22 protein-coding genes are annotated in these 21089 nt (G+C 68.2%); 15 read left to right on the top strand and 7 right to left on the bottom strand.

Annotated elements, in window-relative coordinates; all coding sequences use genetic code 11:
- Window positions 1-39 precede the first annotated feature (39 nt).
- A complete protein-coding gene (locus tag ACO2RV_RS01035) occupies window positions 40-771 on the top strand; it encodes a GntR family transcriptional regulator (RefSeq protein ID WP_423288888.1) in 732 nt (243 codons plus the stop codon).
- 56 nt (window positions 772-827) lie between these two features.
- Here the strand turns inward: ACO2RV_RS01035 and ACO2RV_RS01030 are convergent, their stop codons facing one another.
- Genes ACO2RV_RS01030 through ACO2RV_RS01010 form a run of 5 tightly spaced genes read right to left on the bottom strand, consistent with a single transcriptional unit; the run spans window position 828 to window position 5580 of the window.
- Window positions 828-1550 carry an ABC transporter ATP-binding protein gene (locus tag ACO2RV_RS01030; protein WP_423288886.1) on the bottom strand — a complete coding sequence of 241 codons (723 nt, stop codon included), beginning with the start codon at window positions 1548-1550 and terminating at the stop codon, window positions 828-830.
- Complete coding sequence (locus tag ACO2RV_RS01025) at window positions 1544-2398, bottom strand: ABC transporter ATP-binding protein (RefSeq protein WP_423288884.1); 855 nt, start codon at window positions 2396-2398, stop codon at window positions 1544-1546. Before ACO2RV_RS01025 ends, ACO2RV_RS01030 begins: the two co-directional genes overlap by 7 nt.
- A gap of 3 nt (window positions 2399-2401) precedes the next feature.
- Complete coding sequence (locus ACO2RV_RS01020) at window positions 2402-3418, bottom strand: branched-chain amino acid ABC transporter permease (RefSeq protein ID WP_423288882.1); 1017 nt, start codon at window positions 3416-3418, stop codon at window positions 2402-2404.
- A complete protein-coding gene (locus ACO2RV_RS01015) occupies window positions 3415-4296 on the bottom strand; it encodes a branched-chain amino acid ABC transporter permease (RefSeq protein ID WP_423288880.1) in 882 nt (293 codons plus the stop codon). The genes ACO2RV_RS01020 and ACO2RV_RS01015 overlap by 4 nt, the downstream gene beginning before the upstream one ends.
- A gap of 9 nt (window positions 4297-4305) precedes the next feature.
- Window positions 4306-5580: an ABC transporter substrate-binding protein gene (locus ACO2RV_RS01010; RefSeq protein WP_423288878.1), complete on the bottom strand. Its 1275-nt coding sequence runs from the start codon at window positions 5578-5580 to the stop codon at window positions 4306-4308.
- A 293-nt stretch (window positions 5581-5873) separates the two neighbouring features.
- On the opposite strand from ACO2RV_RS01010, the gene ACO2RV_RS01005 reads away from it, so the two are divergent.
- Window positions 5874-6251: an antibiotic biosynthesis monooxygenase family protein gene (locus tag ACO2RV_RS01005; protein WP_423288876.1), complete on the top strand. Its 378-nt coding sequence runs from the start codon at window positions 5874-5876 to the stop codon at window positions 6249-6251.
- Between the two features lie 12 nt (window positions 6252-6263).
- Here the strand turns inward: ACO2RV_RS01005 and ACO2RV_RS01000 are convergent, their stop codons facing one another.
- A complete protein-coding gene (locus tag ACO2RV_RS01000) occupies window positions 6264-7373 on the bottom strand; it encodes a Zn-dependent alcohol dehydrogenase (protein ID WP_423288874.1) in 1110 nt (369 codons plus the stop codon).
- A gap of 214 nt (window positions 7374-7587) precedes the next feature.
- Between ACO2RV_RS01000 and ACO2RV_RS00995 the strand changes: the two genes are divergently transcribed.
- The 3 genes from ACO2RV_RS00995 (at window position 7588) to ACO2RV_RS00985 (ending at window position 9080) form a co-directional block, all read left to right on the top strand.
- The gene (locus ACO2RV_RS00995) at window positions 7588-8394 is read left to right on the top strand and encodes a sterol desaturase family protein (RefSeq protein WP_423288872.1); all 807 of its coding nucleotides are present in this window, start codon (window positions 7588-7590) and stop codon (window positions 8392-8394) included.
- 38 nt (window positions 8395-8432) lie between these two features.
- Entirely contained in the window at window positions 8433-8828 is a 396-nt protein-coding gene (locus ACO2RV_RS00990; RefSeq protein ID WP_423288870.1) for a hypothetical protein, read from the top strand.
- A gap of 69 nt (window positions 8829-8897) precedes the next feature.
- Window positions 8898-9080, top strand: coding sequence for a hypothetical protein (locus ACO2RV_RS00985; RefSeq protein WP_423288868.1), 183 nt, complete (start codon window positions 8898-8900; stop codon window positions 9078-9080).
- A gap of 112 nt (window positions 9081-9192) precedes the next feature.
- Here ACO2RV_RS00985 and ACO2RV_RS00980 read toward each other — a convergent pair whose 3' ends face one another.
- On the bottom strand, window positions 9193-10176 hold the full coding sequence (locus tag ACO2RV_RS00980; RefSeq protein WP_423288866.1) for a LysR substrate-binding domain-containing protein: 984 nt from the start codon (window positions 10174-10176) through the stop codon (window positions 9193-9195).
- A gap of 163 nt (window positions 10177-10339) precedes the next feature.
- On the opposite strand from ACO2RV_RS00980, the gene ACO2RV_RS00975 reads away from it, so the two are divergent.
- The 10 genes from ACO2RV_RS00975 (at window position 10340) to ACO2RV_RS00930 (ending at window position 21076) form a co-directional block, all read left to right on the top strand.
- Entirely contained in the window at window positions 10340-11833 is a 1494-nt protein-coding gene (locus tag ACO2RV_RS00975) for a sugar ABC transporter ATP-binding protein (RefSeq protein ID WP_423288864.1), read from the top strand.
- The gene (locus tag ACO2RV_RS00970) at window positions 11830-12828 is read left to right on the top strand and encodes an ABC transporter permease (protein WP_423288862.1); all 999 of its coding nucleotides are present in this window, start codon (window positions 11830-11832) and stop codon (window positions 12826-12828) included. The genes ACO2RV_RS00975 and ACO2RV_RS00970 overlap by 4 nt, the downstream gene beginning before the upstream one ends.
- Window positions 12825-13802: an ABC transporter permease gene (locus tag ACO2RV_RS00965; protein ID WP_423288860.1), complete on the top strand. Its 978-nt coding sequence runs from the start codon at window positions 12825-12827 to the stop codon at window positions 13800-13802. The genes ACO2RV_RS00970 and ACO2RV_RS00965 overlap by 4 nt, the downstream gene beginning before the upstream one ends.
- Window positions 13799-14752: a TMAO reductase system protein TorT gene (locus tag ACO2RV_RS00960; RefSeq protein WP_423288858.1), complete on the top strand. Its 954-nt coding sequence runs from the start codon at window positions 13799-13801 to the stop codon at window positions 14750-14752. Before ACO2RV_RS00965 ends, ACO2RV_RS00960 begins: the two co-directional genes overlap by 4 nt.
- A 17-nt stretch (window positions 14753-14769) precedes the next feature.
- On the top strand, window positions 14770-15678 hold the full coding sequence (locus tag ACO2RV_RS00955) for a polysaccharide deacetylase family protein (RefSeq protein ID WP_423288856.1): 909 nt from the start codon (window positions 14770-14772) through the stop codon (window positions 15676-15678).
- Complete coding sequence (locus ACO2RV_RS00950; protein WP_423288854.1) at window positions 15675-16547, top strand: aspartate dehydrogenase; 873 nt, start codon at window positions 15675-15677, stop codon at window positions 16545-16547. The genes ACO2RV_RS00955 and ACO2RV_RS00950 overlap by 4 nt, the downstream gene beginning before the upstream one ends.
- A 12-nt stretch (window positions 16548-16559) precedes the next feature.
- Window positions 16560-17345: an SDR family oxidoreductase gene (locus ACO2RV_RS00945; protein ID WP_423288852.1), complete on the top strand. Its 786-nt coding sequence runs from the start codon at window positions 16560-16562 to the stop codon at window positions 17343-17345.
- A gap of 18 nt (window positions 17346-17363) precedes the next feature.
- Window positions 17364-18065 carry an RraA family protein gene (locus ACO2RV_RS00940; RefSeq protein WP_423288850.1) on the top strand — a complete coding sequence of 234 codons (702 nt, stop codon included), beginning with the start codon at window positions 17364-17366 and terminating at the stop codon, window positions 18063-18065.
- 72 nt (window positions 18066-18137) lie between these two features.
- Entirely contained in the window at window positions 18138-19469 is a 1332-nt protein-coding gene (locus ACO2RV_RS00935; protein ID WP_423288848.1) for an amidase family protein, read from the top strand.
- Between the two features lie 371 nt (window positions 19470-19840).
- The gene (locus ACO2RV_RS00930) at window positions 19841-21076 is read left to right on the top strand and encodes an amino acid ABC transporter substrate-binding protein (protein WP_423288846.1); all 1236 of its coding nucleotides are present in this window, start codon (window positions 19841-19843) and stop codon (window positions 21074-21076) included.
- Window positions 21077-21089 lie beyond the last annotated feature (13 nt).

Raw genomic sequence — 21089 nt, 5'->3', positions numbered from 1 at the left:
GCCTGACGCCGCCTCTCGCCGTTCCCACCGGAGCCCCCCATGCCGCCAGCAGGCACCAAACGCGCCGCCGATCCGGACATCCGCAAGACCAGCGGCTCGCGCGCGCGCCGAGCGGACAAGAGCAAGGAGCCGGACGACCTCACGCTGACGGATCGCGCCTATCGCCAGCTTGAGGAGCTGATCTCCACGCTTCAGCTCCCGCCCGGCACCGTGCTCTCCGAGCTGACGCTGGCGCAGAGGCTCGATATCGGGCGCACGCCCATCCGCGAGGCGTTGCAGCGCCTGGCCCGCGACGGGCTGGTGGTGGTGCTGCCGCGGCGCGGTGTGCTGGTCTCGGAGATCAACCTGCGCACCCAGCTTCGCCTGCTGGAGACGCGGCGCGTGCTGGAGCGACTGATGGCCGAGCTCGCCGCCGAGCGGGCAAGCGACGAGGAATGCGAGCAGTTCGCCCGGATCGCCGAGGGCATGCGCTCCGCCGCCGAGCGGGCGGACGGCATCGAGTTCATGCGGCTGGACCGCAAGCTCAACACTCTGGTATCCGAGGCCGCGCGCAACGAATTCGCCAGCCGCTCCATGGGGCTGATGCACGCGCTCTCGCGCCGCTTCTGGTACCAGCACTACAAGCGCGTCGCCGACCTGCCGCTCGCAGCCCATCTGCACGCGGAACTCGCGGCGGCGATCGCGCGCCGCGACCGCAAGGCGGCGGCCGCCGCGTCGGACAAGCTGATCGACTACATCGAATCCTTCGCCCGCAAGACGCTGGACGACTGACATCGCAGGCCTGACGTGAGCCGGGCGCCGCGCCGAGGGCGGGCGCCCGGTCGGTATCAGCCGTGCTCGACCTCGATCTCGCCGGCGATCACGCGCATCACCGCGCGGTCGGCACGCGCCTGCGCCAGCGTGCCAGAGAAGATCATCTCGCCGCGCTCCACCACATAGAGCCGGTCGACATATTCGGGCAGGTGATGGACGTTGGATTCCGCCATCAGCACCGCCTCGCCCATCGCCCGGATCGAGGCTATGCCTTCCGAAATGATCGGAATGATCGCCGGCGACAGCCCCTCGAACGGCTCATCGAGCAGCAGCAGGCTGGGGTCGAGCGCCAGTGCGCGGGCGACCGACACCATCTTGCGTTCGCCGCCGGACAACTGGGCGCCGCCGCGCGCCAGATATTGCCGGAGCTTGGGAAAGACCTTCAGCGAGCGCTCCACCCGCTCCTCTTCCGAGAGTGGAGAAGCCCGCGTCCAGGTCGGCAGCGCGATGTTCTCCGCCACGGTGAGATCGGCATAGACGTCGGATTCCTCCGGCGAATAGCCGATGCCGAGCTGGGCGATCCTGTAGGTCGGCAGATCGACGAGGCTCTGACCCTTGAAGGTGATCGAGCCCGCTGCCGGCTGGCGATGGCCCATGATGGTGCGGAAGGTCGTGGTCTTGCCGGCGCCATTGCGGCCGATCAGGCAGACCAGTTCGCCCGGCTCCACGGTGAGGTCGAGCCCGTTGAGAATGCGGCTGCCCGCAATGTCGACCTTGAGACCGGAGATGTTCAGCATGCGGCGCTCCCGTGGTTTGCGGCGCCCAGACCGACGGACCGGTGCACGGGCGCAAAGGCGGCGGTGTCCGCGGCGGTCTTGGTCTTCATCTGCGGCGGTCTTGTGCCGACCACGGCGGCGATCAGCGCCGGGTCCCTGAAGAAGGCTTCCGGCTTCTCGTCGGCCAGTACCCGACCGGCCTGCAGCGCGACGATGCGGTCGGAATAGCGCGCGACCAGATCCATGTCGTGCTCCACCTGGATGATGGCCCGCACCCCGGCCTTGCGGCAGGCGGCGATCAGCAGCTCCATGATGGAATGCTTGTCGCCGGTGGAGACGCCCGAGGTCGGCTCGTCGATCAGGATGAGTTCCGGCTTGAGGGCGAAGGCGCTTGCCACGTCGAGCAGCTTCTTCTCGCCCTGCGACAGCGCGCGGGCGCGCTGGTCGAGGCGGGGGCGAAGGTGGAAGATGTCCGCCACCTCCTCGACCGCCTCGCTCACCTCGCGGTCGCGGACGAGGCTGCGCAGCGGGTTGGCGATGCGCTTCAGCCGCGACGAGGCCGCCACTGCCAGGGTTTCGCGCACGGTCAGCTCGGGGAAGATGTTCACCAGCTGGAAGCCGCGCGCCATGCCGCGGCGCGCCAGCTCTACCGGCCCGATGCCGCCGATGTCGGTGCCGCGAAACGAGACGCGGCCCGAGGTCGGCTTGAGCAGGCCGGTGAGCACGTTGACGAGCGTGCTCTTGCCCGCGCCATTGGGCCCGACGATGGAGATGAACTCGCCATCGGCGATGGAGATCGAGACATCGGTCAGCGCGTGGAAGGGACCGTAGCTCTTGCAGACCGTATTGGCTTCGAGAAGGGCCGTCATGGCTCAGCTCCCGCGCTTGAAGCGATTGAGGAGGCTACCGGCAATGCCGGACAGGCCACCGGGGAAGAACACCACCAGCAGGATCAGCACCGCGCCCATGACGAAGCGCCAGTACTGGGTCACGGACATCACCGTGTCCTGCAGCAGCACGAAGGCCAGCGAGCCGACGACCGGCCCGACAAAGGCGCCGGAGCCGCCGAGCACCGCCATGAAGACGAGGTTGCCAGACTGGGTCCAGTACACGATCTCGGGGTCGGCAAGGCCGATGGTGATGGCGAGGATCGCCCCGCCGATGCCGCCATAGACGCCGGAGATGACATAGGCGGCGAGCCGCATGCGCGTGACCTGCACGCCGAGATAGGAGGCCTTCTGGGCGTTCTCGCGGATCGCTTGCAAATGCAGCCCGAAGGGCGAGCGCACGATCCGCCACATGACGAGGCCGAGCAGGCCGAGCAGGCCGAGTGCGTAGTAATAGAACGCCCCGGTGAGAAACGCCGTCTTGCCGCCCTCGACTTCCATGCCGAACAGCAGCGGGCGCAGCACCCGCATGCCCTGGTCGCCGCCGGTAAGACCGTAGAACTTGTACAGCACCGAGTGGAACAGCATGCCGAAGGCCAGCGTCAGCATGCCGAAGAAGATACGGGTGTAGCGCACGCACAGGAAGCCGACCGGCACCGCGATGATCGCCGAGGCCAGGATCGATACCAGCAGGATGAGCTCGAAGGACAGGATGCCGAGCTTCGAGGTCATCACCGCCGCGGTATAGGCGCCGATGCCGAGGAACATGGCATGGCCGAAGGAGAGCAGTCCGGTGTAGCCGAACAACAGGTTGAACCCCAGCAGCGCGATGGCCAGCGCGAAGAACGGCACCATCAGCGTCAGCGTGTAGGTGGAGGCGAAGAACGGCAGCGCCGCCATCGCCGCCAGTATCACCAGGAAGGCCCACAGGCCGGAGACCCGCGACGCCTCGGAAGGGGGACGCGCCACGACCGCGCTCTCGACGATATGGGGAGCACTCATGCCATCGCCCTTCCGAACAGGCCGGCCGGGCGCAGGATGAGCGCCGCGATGACGACCAGATAGATGGAGAGAATTTCGGCCTCCGGCAGCACCATGATGGCGACCGCGCGGATGAGGCCGACAATGAGCGCGCCGGCGATCGCCCCGCGCATCGAGCCCAGTCCGCCGATGACCACCACCGCGAAGGCTTCGACAACCAGCTCGACCGACATTTCCAGCGAGGCGGCGGAGGCTGGCACCACCAGCGCGCCGCCGACCGTGCCGAGCATGCAGCCGACCGTGAACACGGCGGCGAAGACACGGTTGGAATTGACCCCGAGCCCTTCCGACATCTCACGGTTCTCCGCCGTGGCGCGGATGATGCGACCGGTGCGCGTGCGCTGGAGGAACAGGCCGAGTCCGACGGCGATGGCGATGCTGGCGGCGATGACGAGGAGATTATAGGTCGGCACCCGGACGCCGGCGATCTCCGCCGTGCCATAGGCGAGATAGGCGTTGTCGAGCGTCAGCGGCGTCGCACCCCAGAGGAAGCGCATCACGTCCTGGAACACCAGGAGCAGGCCGAAGGTCAGCAGCAGCTGGTGGCTCTCGTCCCGCCGGTACACGGTCCGCAGCAGGCGCTCGACCAGCAGGCCCACCAGCCCGATGAGCAGGCCGGCCAGCAGCAGGACCGGCAGCACGGCGTAGCCGGGCAGGCCGAGCGCAGTGGCGGCGGCGACGGCGGTAATGCCGAAATAGGCCCCCAGCGCGTAGAACGAGCCGCAGGCGAGGTTGACGATTTTCTGCACGCCGAACACCAGCTGGAGCCCGGCGGCCACGAGGAACAGGACGGCGGCGTGAAACACGCCGCCGAGGATCATGTCGACGAAGGTGCTCATCGTGGGGCCTCAGACCGGGAGTTTCGCGGTCTTGAGCCAATCCCAGAAGTCGACGCCGGGCGGCTTCTGGAGCTGGTCGGCCGAGAAGGCGTTCACCGTCCGCAGCGTGGGGAAGTCGAACGCGTTGTCGTTGGTCGAAAGCCCCTGATAGAACACCTGCTCGGCGATCTTGTCGGCGCGGAAGCGACCGGGCCCGCCGAGGCTCTGCACCTCCTGTTTCGGGATCGAATCGATGATCTCGTCCAGCTTGGGCCAACGTCCGGTCGCTTTGGCGGCGGCTTCGGTGCCGGCCTTGTAGGCGGCGAGCGCGAAATAGGCGCGGTCCGCTTCCCAGTGCGGGGCTTCCTTGTAGCGGCCCATATAGTCGTCGACGAAAGCCTTCTGCAGCGGCGAGGCATCGGGCAGCGCGAAATAGAGCGTGTTGTGCCCGAAGATGATGTTCTCCGGCATGAAGCTCTTCTTGAGCTGGTTGAGCTGCCAGCCCGCCGCCGGAAGCGCAAGGTTCACGCCCTCGAACAGGCCGGCGGCGCTGCCCTGTTTCATGAACACCGGCAGGTCGGCGAACAGCATGGACGAGAAGATGAAATCGGGCTTGGCGGCCTTCAGCGCGGCGATGTGCGAAGTGAGATCCATGGTGCCGACCTTGGGCCACTGCTCGGCCACCACCTCGTACTCGACGCCGGCCCGCGTCAGGATCTGCCGGAAGGCTTCCCAGTTGTTGCGCCCATAGGAATAGTCCGGGTTGATGCCGGCGACGCGCTTGATCTTGCCGCCGAAATACTTGACCGACAGCAATGAGGCCATCACCGCCTCGCATTCATTGTCGGTGGAGCGGAACACGTAGCGCGCGTTGGGCATCGCCTCCTTCACGCCGTCCTGGGTGGTGCCGTCCCACATGATGAGCAGCGCCTGCTCCTCCTCGGCGATCGGGGCGACGCCCATGGAGACGCCGGTGGAGATGAGGCCCTGCACGCAGTCCACCTTCTCCTGCAGCACCAGGCGGCGGAAACGCTCGATCGTGTCCTTCGGCGAGGTCTCCTCCTCGAAGACCAGCTCGATCGGGCGGCCGGCGATGCCGCCCTCCTTGTTCATGCGCTCGGCGGCCCATTGCACCGCGCGAATGCCGCATTCGCCGACCGTGCCCATGGCGCCGGAGCGCGGGGCCAGGATGCCGATGCGGACGGGTTTGGACTGGGCGATGGCCGGCGCGAAGACGCCCGGCGCAGAGGCGGCGAGACCGGCAGCACCGATCCCCCGCAGCAGTGAGCGGCGGCTGAGATTCATCTGGTTTCCTCCCTTGCGGGTCTGACGCCCGTCCTAGGTCTGACATATCATAAATATGCAAACTGAATGTCTGCAACAGCTAATTTTGACCTAGATCAATTTGTGATTGGCGGGTGTCATCCGGCGGCACGCGCAAACCGGTATGCCGCTTCGGTTTGAGCCGTATGGTCCGGCGGCGCGGATTGCGTCCGGCGGCCAGCGATCTGATATATGTTTGACATATTTTATGCTTTGGCAGCTTTACGCGGCGCGGCCGGCGCGTGCAGGATGAAGCTCCAGCCAGGGAGGCCGCCATGATCGCCGTCATATTCGAAGTCTGGCCCGCGGAGGGCGCACGCCAGTCCTATCTCGACCTCGCCGCGGCGCTGCGCGCCGATCTCGTCCAGATCGACGGCTTCATCTCGGTCGAACGGTTCCAGAGCCTCACCGATCCCGACAAGATGCTCTCGCTGTCGTTCTGGCGCGACGAGGAGGCGATCCGGCAATGGCGCAACCTGCCGAACCACCGCCAGGCGCAGGGCAAGGGCCGCGGCAACGAAGGCCGGGACGGCATATTCAGCGACTATCGCCTGCGCATTGCCGAGGTCACGCGTGACTACGGCTTGACCGAGCGCGCACAGGCGCCGGGAGACAGCCGGCAGGCGCACCCATCCACCGGCCTGTCTATATAAGCCGGCGAATGATCAGAAGATCACGACGCTGCGGATCGCCTCGCCGCGCTTCAGCGCGTCGAAGCCGGCATTGATCTCGTCCAGCGCGATCCGCCGGGTGATCAGTTCGTCGAGCATCAGCCGCCCGTCGAGATAAGCCTGCGCCAGCAGCGGAAAATCGCGCGGCGGATGCGCGCCGCCATAGGAGGAGCGACGAATCCGCTTCTCGCCCATCAGCGAGCCCCAGCGGAGGGCGATGTCCTTTGTCACGTCGATCTTACCCAGCCAGATCACCTCGCCGCCCGGCCGCACGGCTTCCGCGCTGACACGGAAGCCGGCTGGGCTGCCGGCCGATTCCAGCACCACGTCGGCGCCCCGCCCCCGGGTCGCGGCGCGCGCCGCCTCCGCCGCATCCTGCCGCGCGGCGTTCACCTGCGTGGTCGCGCCCATCCTTGCCGCAAGGGCGAGCTTTTCGTCGCTGAGGTCCACCGCGATGATGTCCGCGGCTCCCGCCATCCGCGCGCCCTGCACCGCGGCCAGCCCGACCGCCCCGCAACCGATGACCATCACCGTGTCGCCCGGCCGGATCGAGGCGACGTTCAGCGCCGCACCGACCCCGGTCATCACCCCGCAGCCGATGAGGCAGGCCCGGTCGAACGGGATCTCGCGCGGCACCGGGATCGCCTGCTGTTCCGGCACGATGCAATATTCACCGAACGCGCCGAGGAACATCAGCTGGCGCACCGCCCGCCCGTCGCGCAGCCGGGCGCGCGGCGCGCCGTCGAACGCCATCGCCTCCGGTCCCTGCGCCAGATAGCCCTCACACAGGATCGGCAGGCTGCGGTCGCAATAGAAGCAACTGCCGCAACGCGGGTTCCAGGACAGCACCACATGGTCGCCCGGCGCCACGCCGCGCACCTCGCTCCCCACCTCCTCGACCACACCTGCCGCCTCGTGCCCAAGCACGATGGGCATGGGATAGCGCAGGCCACCCTCGATCACCTCGAGATCGGTGTGGCACAGCCCCGCCGCCCGGATGCGCACCCGCACATCGCCCGGCTGCAAAGGCTCCGCCGCTACGGTCTCGATGACGAGCGGTCGGTGCGCTTCATGCAGCACCGCCGCCCTGTAACTCACGTTCATTTCCCTCTCCCGGAAGACGCCTCCACCGCGCGACGGTAGGCGCGCGGCCGGCCCCTGAAAGGCTTGAACGGCATTGCTTCGCCGGCTTTGCCGGCCCGCGCGATCAAGCCACTTGCCAACTAATGTAACACTGATATGTTAGATGCATTCTTGTCGTAGGGCAATGAGCACGCGCCGTGCCGCCCGAAGGAATGCCCGCCCCGAGGAGGAAAACATGGAACTCTCAGTCAGCCCGATGACCGAGCGCCAGAGGAAATACCGCGCCACATATCGCGAGCGCGTCGCCGGCTGGTACAATGGATGGCTGCATATCGCGGTCATCTACACGATCGGGTTCACCGCGCTTTACGTCTATGTGTCGAACCTGCACGACATCGCGTGGTGGGAGTGGCTCACCGTCCCGGTGGTGTTCCTGTTCTGCAATTTCTTCGAATGGGCGCTGCATCGCTATGTGATGCACCGGCCCTCGCGCATCCCGCTGCTGCGCGCGGTCTATAACCGCCACACGTTGATGCACCACCAGTTCTTCACCGAGGAGGAGATGCGCTTCGCCGATCATCACGATTGGCGCGTCACCTTCTTCCCGCCCTATGCGCTGGTGACGTTCACGCTGATGTCGATCCCCGGCGCCGTGGTCCTGTCCTGGCTGATCTCGCCCAATGTCGGCTGGCTGTTCATCACCACCACGACCTCGGTCTACCTGCTCTACGAATTCATGCACTTCACCACGCATATCGACGAAAACTGGTTCGTGCGGAACGTGCCGTTCATCAACACGAACCGGCGGCATCACGCGGCCCATCACAACCAGTCGATCATGATGGAGAGGAACATGAACCTCACCTTCCCGATCATGGACTGGCTGTTCGGCACGTCCGATCTCGATCGCGGCCTCGTCGGTCATCTCTTCAACGGCTACGAGACGCGCTACGTGAAGCAGGACATGCGCAAGACCTCGCGCACGCCCCGGCCCGCCGGCTTCCCATCCCCGGCGCCCGCGGCCCAGCAGCCCGCCGAATAGCCGGCCGCTCCTCCCCTCACGCCGCAAAGGAACCCGTCATGGCCGCCATCGAGCCGAACATCGCCGCTCTGATCTGGTTCGCCCTCTTCTCGACGCTCTGCTGCATCGGCTTCCTCGTCCTCTCCGGCTCGTTCCCGCTGAAGGTGGCGAGGGAGCGGGGGCAAGCCTCCAGCGCTGCGCTCGCCTTGTTCAACGGCGCGCTGATGCTGGTTTTCGTTGGACTCACGCTGGCTTTCGGCCTGGCGGAATTGCGCATCACCAGCGTGATCGTCGTGGCCGGTCTTGCCTTCCTGCTCGCGCCGGCCTCGTTCGAGATCTGGCCGGAGCGCTGGAAGGACGGGCGCACCGTGCTGGCCATCATGGCGCTCGCGCAGCTCGGCGCCATCACTGCCCTCTATGGGGTCGGGGGCGGCTCGCTCGCCCCTCTGGTGTAGCCCCGAGCGAGGGGAGGAAACGAACCATGCCCCCATCAGATCCGACACGCCAGGAAGACGGAGCCCAGCATGCCCACCCTTGTGAAACTCACCATCTCGCTGATCGTGATCCTTGCCGCGGCTGCGGGCTATGCCCTGCAGGCGCATCTGGGGCAGGCCGGCCCGAAATACGCCGTGCTGTTCCTCGGACTCTTCATGGTGATCGCCATGTGGCTGTTTCCGGAGGTCAACCGTAAGGAAATCCGCAAATGATTCCCCGGCATCCCGACTGCTGATCGCCGCGCGCCCGGCCTGATCCGTCAGGCCGGGCGCATTCGTCGGAGGTCGCTGCCGCGCCTTGGCCAAGATCGAGCCAAGACGACGATTAGAGATGCCGCTCCAACGGCGTGCCGCCATTGTGTTTGCGCATGGCCACCGCCTCGTCGAGAATCCACGATCGGAAGACCTGCACCCGCGGATCGTCCAGCCGCGATTCATGGATGAGAAGGTAGTATTCGCCGGCGCTCGCGATCTCGCTTGAATACGGGACGCAAAGCCCCCGCGCGCCCTCGTCCTGCGCCAGCAGGATATCGGGCACCAGCGCGATGCCCCGCCCCTGCCGCGCGGCATCGAGCGCCATGAAGAAATGCCCGAACTGCAAATGCGGATCGCTCTCCGCCTCGTAGCGCACGCCATTGGCCCGCAGCCAGTCGGGCCAGGCATAGCGCCGCGTCGTGGTGTGGATCAGCGGATAGGCGAGAAGATCGGCCGCCTCGCGCACATCGCCGTTCAACAGCGCCGGCGCGCAGACCGGCACGAGACGATCCGGAAACAGTTCATCCGCGTGCACGCCGTCCCAGCGGGTGACCATCGGCAGTTCGATGCGCGGCTGGCTGCGCTCGTAGCGCCGGCCGGGCAGCCGACCGACCCGGATGGCGATGTCGGCATCATGGGCGAGAAGGTCCGCCGCCTCGATCGAGGAGACGATGCGGGCCTCGATCTCCGGATGACGGGCGACCAGCAGGTGCAGCCGGGGCATCAGCCAGACGGTGGCGATGGTCGGCAGCGCGCTGATGGTGATGGCGGGATCGCTGCGCTGGCGCGTCAGGCGCAGGGTGGCGCGCTCCAGTTCGTCGAAGACCCCTTCCACCACGCGGTAGAACTGCTCGCCTTCCGCGGTGAGCTCGATGCGCCGCGTATGGCGCACGAACAGGTCCTGACCCAGCTCGACCTCGAGTTCCTTCACCTGCCGGCTGACCGCGCTCTGCGTGAGATTCAGTTCGTCGGCCGCGCGGGTGAAGGAGAGATGGCGCGCCGCGGCCTCGAACCCCTTCAACGCATTCAAAGGCGGCAGTCGCCTCTTTCTCATCCAGCACCTCCGCCATGCATGACCGTAGATCATGCATGAGTGCCGAACAAATCGTTTGTGACAGGTCCTTCCCCCCGGCATCGTAGCGGCACCCGATCTCCGCCGGTCAGCCATCCGTCGTCGCACTCACCCCCGGACCGCCAGCGTCCGGGCGAGGATTCCCATGCCCGCATCCGATGAAGCGCTCCTCGCCACCGGCATCGCCAAGACCTATGGCGCGACCTGCGCGCTGCGCGATGCACGCCTCGCCCTGCGGCGGGGGCGCGTGCACGCGCTGCTCGGCGAGAACGGCGCGGGCAAGTCGACACTGGTGAAGATCCTCGTCGGCGCGGTGACGCCCGATTCCGGCCGGCTCGAGCTGGACGGCGTATCCGCCAGTTTCGGCTCGGTGACGCAGGCGATCCGCGCCGGCATCGTGCCGATCCACCAGCATCTCAGCCTGTTCCCGGAACTGAGCGTGCACGAGAATCTGTCGGCCTTCGCGCTTGCCGGCGGCGGCGGGCTGTGGGCGGGGCGGCGTCTCGTCGATCCCTCCCGCGCTCGCGGATGGCTTGCCGAGGTCGGGCTCGATGTCGATCTCGCCGCGCCGCTCGGCACATTGTCGCTCGGCGAGCGCCAGCTGGTCGAAGTGGCCCGCGCGCTCAGCCTCGATTGCCGCGTGCTGGTGCTCGACGAGCCGACCGCCGTCCTCAACGCCGGCGAGGCCGACCGGCTGTTCGCCGTGGTGCGCCGGCTCTGCGCGAACGGCACGGCCGCCCTGTTCATCTCCCACCGCTTCGACGAGATCGAGGCGCTTGCCGACGATGTCACCGTGCTGCGCGACGGCCGCACGGTGATCGACGCCGCGCCCATTGGCCGCCACAGCCGCGAGGAGCTGACCCACGCCATGCTCGGCGCGGGCGTCGAGGCCGGGCCGCAGCGCCTTTGCACGCGTGCCGAGCCGGTGCTGGTCGGACGCGGCTTTGCCGGCCGTAGCGACACCGACGTCACCGTCCATGCCGGCGAGATCATCGGCCTCACCGGCCTCATCGGCTCCGGCGCGCTCGCCCTCGCCGCCTGGCTGGCCGGCGCGCGGGCCGGGGCGGGCGAGCTTTCGGTAGCGGGCCACGGCTTCGCGCCTGGTGATCGCAAACGGGCGGTGGCTCTCGGCATCGCCTATGTCCCCGCCGACCGCCATGTCGAGGGCCTGTTCGCGCCGCTCTCGGCGCGGCGCAACGTCTCGGTCTCGGCGCTTGGCCGTCTGGCGCGTCTCGGCTGGCTGCGCGCGTCCGAGGAGGCGGAGCGGATCGACCCGCTGCTGCGGCGGCTGAAGCTGCACCCCTCGCATCCCGAGGCGGAAGCGGCGAACTTCAGCGGCGGCAACCAGCAGAAGCTGCTCATCGGCCGCGGCCTCGCATTGCCGGGACTGAAGGCGATGGTTCTCTTGGAGCCGACGCGCGGCGTCGACGTCGCCGCGCGCGGCGTCATCCATGACGCCATCCGCGAAGCCGCCGCCTCCGGGGTCGCGGTGCTGGTCGCCACCAGCGACCTCGACGAACTCATGGTTCTCGCCCACCGCTATCTCGTGGTGCGCGACAACCGGCTCGCCGCCGAGCTGCCGCAGGACGCCCCGCGCGCGGCGCTGCTGTCGGCGCTGTCGGGGAGCATCGCGGCATGATGACCAAGCATCTGCCAGGCAAGCGCCTGCCGGGCCCCCCCTCCTCCCTATGGCTGGCCCGCCCGCCGGCGGTGGCGCTGGTCTGCCTCGGCCTGTTCCTGCTGTGCTGCCTGTTCGTGCCGCGCTTCGCCAGCGTCGGCAATCTGGAGAATGTGCTGCGCGTTGCCGCCATTCTCTGCATCGTCGCCTGCGGGCAGGCGATCGTCATCATCCTCGGCGGTATCGAGTTCTCGTTCGGCGCTTCCGTGGCGCTGGCCAGCGTCGTGACCGTAATGACGCTGCCCACTGCGGGGCCGATCGGCGGCCTCATGGCGGGCGGCGCGACCGTCATCGGCGTCGGGGCGATGAATGGCTGGCTGGTCGGGCGCATGGGGTTGCCGCCGGTCATCGTCACCCTCGGCACGCTGATGATGGCTTCCGGCACCGCTGCCTGGCTGGTCGGCGGCCTGCCGCTCGACGCGCCGCCCTCCGCCGCCTTTTCCTGGCCGGCGCGCGGGCGCGTCCTCGGCATTCCCGTGCCGATCCTCGCCGCCATGCTCGCCTGCGTCGTACTGCATGCGCTGCTGGCCCATGGGCGGCTCGGCCGGCTCTGGTATCATGTCGGCGCCAACCCGCTGGCGGCGCGGCTCGCCGGGATCGATGTCGCCCGCGTCACCCTGCTCGGCTACGCGGTCGCCGGCGTCTTCTGCGCCGTCGGGGCGATCATCCTGACCAGCCGTGTGGCCTCGGGCCAGCCGGCCTTGGCGCCGAATCTGCCTTTCGAGACCATCGCGGCCTGCGCCATCGGCGGTCTGCCGCTGTCGGGCGGGCGGGGGCATGTGCTGCAGGTCGTGTTCGGCGTGCTCACCGTCGCCATGCTCAACAACGCCGTGGTGCTCATCAACCTGCCGGTCGCCTGGCAGCTGGTGCTGCTCGGCCTCGCGGTGCTGGCCGCGGTCGGCCTGCAGAAGGACTGGGCGGTATTGAAGCGCCTCGCCGGGAGGAACCTCCGGTGAAGCACCTCAGCGACAGCGGCGCCCGTTTCCTCGTCGCGCCGGCCTCCATTCTCGTGGCGATGGTGCTGTTCGGCCTCGCCACACCTGGCTTCCTGACGCTCGACAACGGGCTCAGCATTGCCGGCCAGATCTGGATCCTCGCCCTGCTGGCGGTCGGGCAGATGTTCGCCATCACCGTACGCGGTTTCGACATCTCGGTCGGTGCGGTCGCCGCACTGTCGGGGACGCTGGGAGCGATGGCGGCCAACGCCTTCGGCCTGCCGGCGCTACTCCTCGCCGTGCCGGTCGGCCTCGCCTGCGGAACCGTGAATGGCTGGCTGGTGGGCCGCGCCGGCTTCCAGCCGATCGTCGCCACGCTCGGCACGCTGCTGGCGGTGAAGGGCCTTGCCCTCCTCATCACCAGTGACGGGCAGGCGGTGCCGCTCCAGTCGGGCGACACGGCCGGACTGGCCTTCGACGCGGTGCTCGGCCTGCCGCCGCTCGGCTGGGCGGCGCTCGCCTGCATCGTCCTCGCCCATGTCGTGCTGCGCCATCTCGTCCTCGGCCGGCGCCTCCTGATGCTCGGCTCGAATCCGGAGGCGGTGGCGCTGGTCGGCGGGTCGCGCTGGCGCATCGAGATGAGCGCCTACCAGCTCTGCGGCGCCTTTGCCGGGCTCGCCGGCGCGCTGATGACGGTCCGCGCCGGGGCCGGACTGCCGACCGAAGGCGCGGGCATGGAGCTGCAATCCATCGCCGCGGCGGTGATCGGCGGCACCGCGCTGGCGGGCGGCCGCGCCAATGTGTGGGCAGTGCTCGCCGGCGCCGCCTTCGTGCAGGTGGTGCTCACCGGGCTCAACCTCTCCGGCGTCTCGCCCTTCTTCGCCCAGATCGCCGTCGGCGCCGTGATCATCGCCTCCGGGCTGATGGATACGGGCCTGCGCTTCCTTGTCTCCCGCCTTTCCAGAACCTTCCAACAAAAAGGGACATTCCAATGAAGCTGTTCCGTGCCGCCTCCCTCGCCGCCCTGCTCCTGTCCACGGCTCTCGCGCCGGCCCTCGCCGCCGAACCGATCATCGGGGTCTCGGTGCCCAATCTCGGCTCGTCCTTCTGGATTTCCGTACTGTACGGCGTCGACAGCGCCGCCAAGGCTGACAAGGCGAAGCTCGTCACGCTGAGCGCCGGCGGCGACGCCAATTCGAGCCAGCAGATCTCGCAGATCCAGGACCTGATCCAGCGCAAGGTCGACGCCATCATCGTCGGCGCCACCAATGGCGACGCGGTGAAGGCGATCGTCGAGCGGGCGGTTGCCGCCGGCATTCCCGTGGTCGGCATCTCCTCGCCACCCAACACCGACAAGCTCGCCGCCATGGTCAGCGCCGACCATTACGACATGGGCAAGCTCCAGGCCGAGTGCCTGGCCAAGGCGATGGGCGGCAAGGGCGAGGTGGCGATGATGGCCGGTCCGAGCGGGCAGGCCTGGTCCGACCTGCGCGCGCAGGGCTTCAGGGACACCCTCGCCAAGGTGGCCCCGAACGTGAAGATCGTCGCGGAGTCGCGCCTCGCCGACAATCGCAATGCCGCGCTGACCACCGCCGACGACTGGATCCAGCGCTTCCCGGACCTTTCCGGCGTCTACAGCGCCACCGACGACATGGCGGCCGGCGTGGTCTCCGCGCTCAAGAGCGCCGGCAAGGGCTCGGTGAAGGTCTCCGCCTCCAACCTCTCGCCCACCGCCCAGCAGATGCTGAAGGACGGAGATCTCGCCTGCACCTCGATCCAGCAGATCGTCGCGCAGGGCAAGGCGGCGCTCACCCAGGCGGTTGCCGCCGCGACCAAGGGCAAGGTGGAAGCGAAGGTGGTGACGCCCGCCGTGCTTGTCACGCCGAACAATGTCGGCAGCATCGACCTCAGCCTCGTCGTTGCCCCCGCCGACTATCGGCCCTGATCGCCTGGAGTCCTTTCATGCTGCCGTCCCATGACCGCTTCGCCTATTCGCCCATCACCGCCCGGCCGGACTTCTCCTGGCCGAACGGCAAGCGCCTCGCCGTCTATGTCGCGCTGTGCGTGGAGCATTTCTCCTATGGCTCCGGGCTCGGGCTCGCCTATTCGCCGGGGCTCAGCCATCCCAATTCCTACAATTGGGGCTGGCGCGAATATGGCAACCGCGTCGGCGGCTGGCGGCTGATCGAGCTGTTCGAGGAGTACGGCCTGCCGCTGACCGTGCTGCTCAACAGCGCCTGCTACGACCATTGCCCGGAACTCGTCGCCGCTCATCGCAAGCGCGGCGACGAGATCGTCGCCCATGGCCGCACCAATTCCGAGCACCAGAACGGCATGGACGAGGCGAGCGAGCGCGCCATCATCGCCGAGGTGACGGCCCGTATCCGCGAGGCCGAGGGCGCGCCCCCCACCGGCTGGATGAGCCCCGGCGCGCACCCCAGCGCGCGCACCGAGGACCTGCTGGCGCAGGCCGGCTACGGCTACACGCTGGACTGGCCGATCGACGACCAGCCGGTGTGGATGAAGACGGCCAGCGGCCCGCTGCTCGCCATGCCCTATCCGCATGAGGTCAACGACGTGCCCATGGTGGTGCTGCATGACGGCACCGCCACCGCCTTCGCCGACATGGCGATCGACAATCTCGAGGAGATGCTGGCGCAGTCCGAGCGCCAGCCGCTCGTCTACGGCATCACCATCCACAGCTTCATCGTCGGCCAGCCCTTCCGCCTCCGGCAGTTCCGCCGGGTGATGGAGGCGCTTGCCCGCCATCGCGACCGCATCTGGTTCACCACCGCCGGCGCCTGCGCGCAGCATTACGCGACGCTGTTCCCCGCACCCGGCGATCTTTCCACGCAAGGCACGCAGTCATGAATTCTCCCTACACCGAGCCGGAACTTGGGCCGGCACCCACGCCGGCCACGCCCGATCACAGCAGAGCCGTGCTTCGCGTCGCCATCGCCGGCCTCGGCGCCGTCGGCCTGCGCGTCGCTCACGCCCTCGACGAGGGCCTGCCCGGCTGCGAACTCGTCGCCGTCTCCGCCCATGACCGCGTCCGCGCTGCCGAGCGGCTGGCGCATCTGCGGCGCCCAGTGCCCGTGGTGCCGGTCGAGGAGTTGGAGGCCCTTGCCGACGTCGTCGTCGAATGCGCGCCCGCGGCGCTGCTGCCGGCCATCGCCGCGCCCTTCCTCCGGGCCGGCAAGACGGTGATCGTGCTCTCCTCCGGGGCGATCCTCGCGCATCAGGAACTGGTGGAACTCGCCCGCACCCATGGCGGGCAGATCGTGGTGCCGACCGGCGCCCTGCTGGGGCTCGATGCCGTGACGGCGGCGGCAGAGGGCGACATCCGCTCGGTGCGCATGATCACCCGCAAGCCGGTGAAGGGCCTGGTCGGGGCGCCCTACCTGGTCGAGCACCACATTGCCATCGACGACATCACCGAACCGCTGCGCATCTTCGACGGCACCCCGCGCGAGGCGGCGATCGGTTTTCCCGCCAATCTCAACGTCGCCGTGGCTCTGGCGCTCGCCGGCATCGGGCCGGACCGTACCCGGCTGGAGATCTGGGCCGATCCCGCGCTCACCCGCAACACCCACACCATCGAGGTCGACGCGGATTCGGCGAGCTTCACCATGTCGATCGCCAATATCCCCACCGACAATCCCAAGACCGGGCGCATCACCGCGCTCTCGGTCATTTCCTACCTGCGCAAGCTGAATGCACCGCTGCGGGTCGGGTCGTAGAAAGTCATCCCCATGGATCTGGAACTCAACGGACGCACGGCGCTGGTCCTCGGCGCCGGCGGCGGGCTCGGCCGCGCCATCGCCCGGACGCTGGCGACGGAAGGGGCGAGGGTCGCCCTCGCCGACATCGACGCCGAGGCACTGGCGGCCACCGAAGCCGCCATAGAAGCCACGGGCGGGGTTGCATTGCCGCTCGTCTGGAACCTCGCCGACATCGACGCCTGCGACGGCCATGTGGCGGCCATCGAGGCGGCGCTGGGGCCGGTCGACATCCTCGTCAACAACACCGGCGGCCCGCCGCCGAGCACGGCCCACGGCGTGGCGCCGGCGAGCTGGGACGCGCAGTTCCGCGCCATGGTGCTGTCGGTGATCCATCTCACCGACCGCGTGCTCCCAAGCATGCGGGCGCGCAAATGGGGCCGCATCGTCACCTCCACCTCCTCGGGCGTGGTGGCGCCGATCCCCAATCTCGGCGTCTCCAACGCGCTGCGCTCCACCCTTGTCGGCTGGTCGAAGACGCTGGCGCGGGAAGTGGCGGCGGACGGCATCACCGCCAACGTCATTCTCCCCGGCCGCATCGCCACCGCCCGCATCCGCTTCCTCGACGAGCAGAAGGCCAAGCGCGAGGGGCGCCCGGTCGACGACATCATCGCCGAGAGCACGGGTTCCATCCCCGTGGGGCGCTACGGCACGCCGGAGGAATATGCCGACGCCGTTGCCTTTCTCGCCAGTGCCCGCGCCGCCTACATCACCGGCTCGGTGATTCGCGTCGACGGCGGCTATCTGCCGAACATCTGACCTCAGGGAGACACCCCGATGACCACCACGGACAACACGCCGGCCCTTACCCCGGAGCAGAAGGCCGATATCCGCCGCCGCTACCTCGCCGTCGACACCTCGAACGTCGCCGATGTGCTCGACACGCTGGGCTTCATGGACCAGAGCCTTGCCGGCGACTTCGCGCCCTATCCCGCACACAACAACCGTATCGCCGGCTGGGCCTACACGATCCGCGGCCAGAAGACGCCCTACCCGCTCGGCGGCGACGCCGAGAAGATGAAGGCGTGCCACGGCGTCGGCCCGGACGAGATCACCGTGTGGAGCGGCGACGGCGAAGGCGTGTGCTATTTCGGCGAGCTGATCGCGTTGGGCATGAAGGAGCGCGGCTGCGTCGGCGCGGTGATCGACGGCGGCATCCGCGACATTCGCTGGATCGGCGAACACGGCTTTCCGGTCTTCGCCCGCTACCGCACACCGACCCAGTCGATCGGCCGCTGGAAAGTCAATGCCTGGCAGGTGCCAGTGGTCATGCGCGGCGCCACCAGCCGCACCGTCGAAGTTTCGCCGGGCGACTTCCTGCTCGGCGACGAGGACGGCGTGATCGTCATTCCCGCCGGCGTGGTCGAGACCGTGCTTGTCGAGGCCGAGCGCCTCACCCGCACCGAGGTCGCCATCCGCGCCGAACTGGCCAGCGGCCTCTCGCTCGCCGACGCGCTGGCGAAGTACGGTCACGTCTGACACACAGGAGACCGCTCCCGGCCGGCGCACCCGATCGCTGGGCGGGAGCCTCCCTCGACGCCGGAGCCGATCATGTCCGAGAGCCTCGACGACCTCGCCGCCGATCTCGCCACCGGCCGGACCGATCCGGTCCAGCTGGTCGAGCGCGCGCTTGAGCGGGCGCGGGCGTCCGACGCCGTGTTCATCACGCTGATGGAGGAGGCAGCGCTCGCCGAGGCCCATGCCGCCCGCCGGCGCCGGGCGGCGGGCCTGCCGCTCGGTCGCCATGACGGCATTCCGATCGCGTGGAAGGACTTGTTCGACATCGCCGGCACGCGCACCAGCGCCGGTTCGCGCACCCGCGACGATGCGGCGCCGGCAACGGTCGACGCGCCTGTGGTCGCAGCGACACGGCGGCTCGGCTTCATCCCGATCGGCAAGACCAATCTCAGCGAATTCGCCTTTTCCGGCCTCGGCGCCAACCCGCATTTCGGCACGCCGACCGCCGACCTGCCGGGAAACGAGCCGCGCATGCCGGGCGGCTCCTCCAGCGGCTCGGCGGTCGCCGTGCAGCGCGGCATCGTGCCGGGCGCCATCGGCACCGACACGGCCGGCTCGGTGCGGGTGCCCGCCGCCTTCACCGGCTGCGTCGGCTATAAGGCCTCGCAGGCGCGCTACGATATGGCGGGCGTGTTTCCTCTCGCAAAAAGTCTCGACAGCCTCGGGTCGCTCGCCGGCAGCGTCGCCGATTGCGTCACCATGGACGCGGCGATGCACGGCCTCGCGCCAACCCCTCGGACGCAGATGCCGGCACAACTCGTCATCGACGACGCCATACTCGACGATCCGGCGGTCACCGCGCCGGTACGGGCTCACTTCGAGGACGTTCTGGCTCGACTGTCCCGGCATGTGCCGATCCGCCGGCAGCGCGTCGAGGCCTGGCACCGGGCACGCGAGGCCATCGCGACACTCGGCTGGCTCGGTGCCTACGAGGCGCGCCAGCTGCATCTCGACACACTGACCGGCCCGAAGCGGACCCTTGTCGATGCCCGCGTGCTGAGCCGGCTCGATGGCGCCGCCCGCATCTCCGCCGAGGCGGCAGCGGAACTCATCTCGACCCGCGCGCGGGAAATGCAGCGCCTACGCGCCGAGCTCGACGGCGCGGTGCTGATCCTGCCGACGGTCAAGCATGTCCCGCCGCTACTGGCGCCGCTGGAGGCGGATCCCGCGCGCTTCGCCGAGGTCAATGTCGCGACACTGGCGCTGACGATGATCGCCAGCTTCCTCGACATGCCGGGCGTTGCCCTGCCGAGCGGATCCACCGCCGAGGGATTGCCGCTTTCGACGCTGCTTTGCGCGGCCTCCGGAGCCGACGACCTCTTGCTCGCACAGGCGAGCTGGGCCGAGCGCGTGCTCCGCGCCTGAACGGCCAGCCGCTCGTCCGAGCAGCCGAGCGCACAGATTGAATCACCGAACGACCGTCACCGGTTTCGCTCGCGATACCGGGCCGGCGGCGTGCCGATTTCCCCGCGAAAGCCACCGCCGGACAGCCGTCCGGCGCGATGCGGAACTCCCGAGTCTCCGGCGGGGTCGCGATGCCCGAGCGAGAGGCAGGCGGAGCCCAAAATTAGCGCACGACTAAGTCACTTTGATGATTGAGTAAAATATGCAAAGTCGTATGGTTACATAGCACACCATACCATCTGGCGGCGTTCCGTCGCTCGCCGGATGTCCTGCGCGTAAACGCCCCAATGAGCCGGGCGCGTCCCTTTTCCCACGAGCACAGGAGCTGGCATATGTTCGAACGAGATCTCCGCCGCCCGACTAACGCCTCACACCGCTCCGGCCTGCTGGCGGCCACGCTCCTCCTCGCGCTGGCGGGAACCGCTTCGTCGGCCTCGGCGCAGGAGACGATCAAGATCGGCGCGCCGCTCGCGCTGACCGGCGGCCTCGCCGACGAGGGCAAGAAGCAGGATCTCGTCTGGAAGATGTGGGTCGAGAAGATCAACGCCGCCGGCGGCATCGCGGTCGGCGACAAGAAGCTGAAGGTCGAGCTGATCGAGTACGACTACCAGTCCGAAGGACAGCGCGCGAGCCAGCTCGCCGAGAAACTCATCAACGACGACAAGGTGCAGTTCCTGTTCGCGCCGTTCGGCTCGGGCCATACCAAGATCGTCGCGGGCGTCGGCGAGCGCTACCAGATCCCGACCATCGCCTGCGTCGCCTCTTCCGAAAGCGTGTTCGACCAGACGCTGAAATATCTCTTCGGCACGCTCTCGCCGAATGGCGGCATGACCACGGCGATGGTGAAGTTCTTCAAGGAGAAGTTCCCGGAAACCAAGTCGATCGCCGTGCTCGGCCGCGACGACGTGTTTCCCAAATCCATGGCCGAAGGCATCGCCAAGGCCGCGGCCGCCGAGGGCCTGACCGTCTCCTATAAGGAACTCTATCCGGTCGGCACCATGGACCACGCGGCGGCGCTCTCCTCGATCAAGGCGGCCAAGCCGGACTGGATCTACGTCACCGGCTACACGCAGGACCTGATCCTCGCCCGCAAGCAGATGCAGGATCTCGGCGTCACCGCGCCGATCGTCACCATGGTCACCGGTCCGTCCTACAAGGAATTCACCGAGGGCCTCGGCAAGCTGGCCAACGGCATTTCGTCATCGAGCTGGTGGCACCACGCCACCAACTATTCCGGGCAGGGCGTGTGGCCGACGACGGCGGATTTCTACAAGGACTTCCAGGCGAAGACCAACGGCGCCGACCCGGACTATGTGCACGGCTCGTGCGCGGCGGCCGGCGAGGTCATCGCCGACGCGCTCAAGCGCACCGGCTCGCTGGACAAGGCGAAGCTGCGCGACGCCATCGCCGGCACCGACATCGCCACCTTCTACGGCCCGATCAAGTTCGGCCCCAACGGCATGAACCTCACCCGCGAACTGCCGATCATCCAGGTGCAGGACGAAACGATCAAGGTTCTGGCGCCGGCAAGCATCAAGAACGCCGACATGGTCGCCATGCCCAAGTGATCGACCGATCAGG

This window comes from Ancylobacter sp. VNQ12, assembly GCF_049445835.1.
In the GTDB taxonomy this organism is placed as follows: domain Bacteria; phylum Pseudomonadota; class Alphaproteobacteria; order Rhizobiales; family Xanthobacteraceae; genus Ancylobacter.
The sequence above is the reverse complement of the archived record's forward strand: the minus strand, read 5'-3'. Positions and strand labels throughout refer to the sequence as shown.

Bases quoted from the DNA above. Each gene is read 5' to 3' on its own strand.
- ACO2RV_RS01030 (WP_423288886.1), bottom strand. From the start codon at position 1,550: ATGCTGAACATCTCCGGTCTCAAGGTCGACATTGCGGGCAGCCGCATT.
- ACO2RV_RS00995 (WP_423288872.1), top strand. From the start codon at position 7,588: ATGGAACTCTCAGTCAGCCCGATGACCGAGCGCCAGAGGAAATACCGC.
- ACO2RV_RS00970 (WP_423288862.1), top strand. From the start codon at position 11,830: ATGATGACCAAGCATCTGCCAGGCAAGCGCCTGCCGGGCCCCCCCTCC.
- ACO2RV_RS00975 (WP_423288864.1), top strand. From the start codon at position 10,340: ATGCCCGCATCCGATGAAGCGCTCCTCGCCACCGGCATCGCCAAGACC.
- ACO2RV_RS00955 (WP_423288856.1), top strand. From the start codon at position 14,770: ATGCTGCCGTCCCATGACCGCTTCGCCTATTCGCCCATCACCGCCCGG.
- ACO2RV_RS00950 (WP_423288854.1), top strand. From the start codon at position 15,675: ATGAATTCTCCCTACACCGAGCCGGAACTTGGGCCGGCACCCACGCCG.
- ACO2RV_RS01020 (WP_423288882.1), bottom strand. From the start codon at position 3,418: ATGAGTGCTCCCCATATCGTCGAGAGCGCGGTCGTGGCGCGTCCCCCT.
- ACO2RV_RS01025 (WP_423288884.1), bottom strand. From the start codon at position 2,398: ATGACGGCCCTTCTCGAAGCCAATACGGTCTGCAAGAGCTACGGTCCC.
- ACO2RV_RS00990 (WP_423288870.1), top strand. From the start codon at position 8,433: ATGGCCGCCATCGAGCCGAACATCGCCGCTCTGATCTGGTTCGCCCTC.
- ACO2RV_RS01000 (WP_423288874.1), bottom strand. From the start codon at position 7,373: ATGAACGTGAGTTACAGGGCGGCGGTGCTGCATGAAGCGCACCGACCG.
- ACO2RV_RS00980 (WP_423288866.1), bottom strand. From the start codon at position 10,176: ATGAGAAAGAGGCGACTGCCGCCTTTGAATGCGTTGAAGGGGTTCGAG.
- ACO2RV_RS00985 (WP_423288868.1), top strand. From the start codon at position 8,898: ATGCCCACCCTTGTGAAACTCACCATCTCGCTGATCGTGATCCTTGCC.
- ACO2RV_RS01010 (WP_423288878.1), bottom strand. From the start codon at position 5,580: ATGAATCTCAGCCGCCGCTCACTGCTGCGGGGGATCGGTGCTGCCGGT.
- ACO2RV_RS00930 (WP_423288846.1), top strand. From the start codon at position 19,841: ATGTTCGAACGAGATCTCCGCCGCCCGACTAACGCCTCACACCGCTCC.
- ACO2RV_RS01005 (WP_423288876.1), top strand. From the start codon at position 5,874: ATGATCGCCGTCATATTCGAAGTCTGGCCCGCGGAGGGCGCACGCCAG.
- ACO2RV_RS01015 (WP_423288880.1), bottom strand. From the start codon at position 4,296: ATGAGCACCTTCGTCGACATGATCCTCGGCGGCGTGTTTCACGCCGCC.
- ACO2RV_RS00940 (WP_423288850.1), top strand. From the start codon at position 17,364: ATGACCACCACGGACAACACGCCGGCCCTTACCCCGGAGCAGAAGGCC.
- ACO2RV_RS00935 (WP_423288848.1), top strand. From the start codon at position 18,138: ATGTCCGAGAGCCTCGACGACCTCGCCGCCGATCTCGCCACCGGCCGG.
- ACO2RV_RS00945 (WP_423288852.1), top strand. From the start codon at position 16,560: ATGGATCTGGAACTCAACGGACGCACGGCGCTGGTCCTCGGCGCCGGC.
- ACO2RV_RS00960 (WP_423288858.1), top strand. From the start codon at position 13,799: ATGAAGCTGTTCCGTGCCGCCTCCCTCGCCGCCCTGCTCCTGTCCACG.
- ACO2RV_RS01035 (WP_423288888.1), top strand. From the start codon at position 40: ATGCCGCCAGCAGGCACCAAACGCGCCGCCGATCCGGACATCCGCAAG.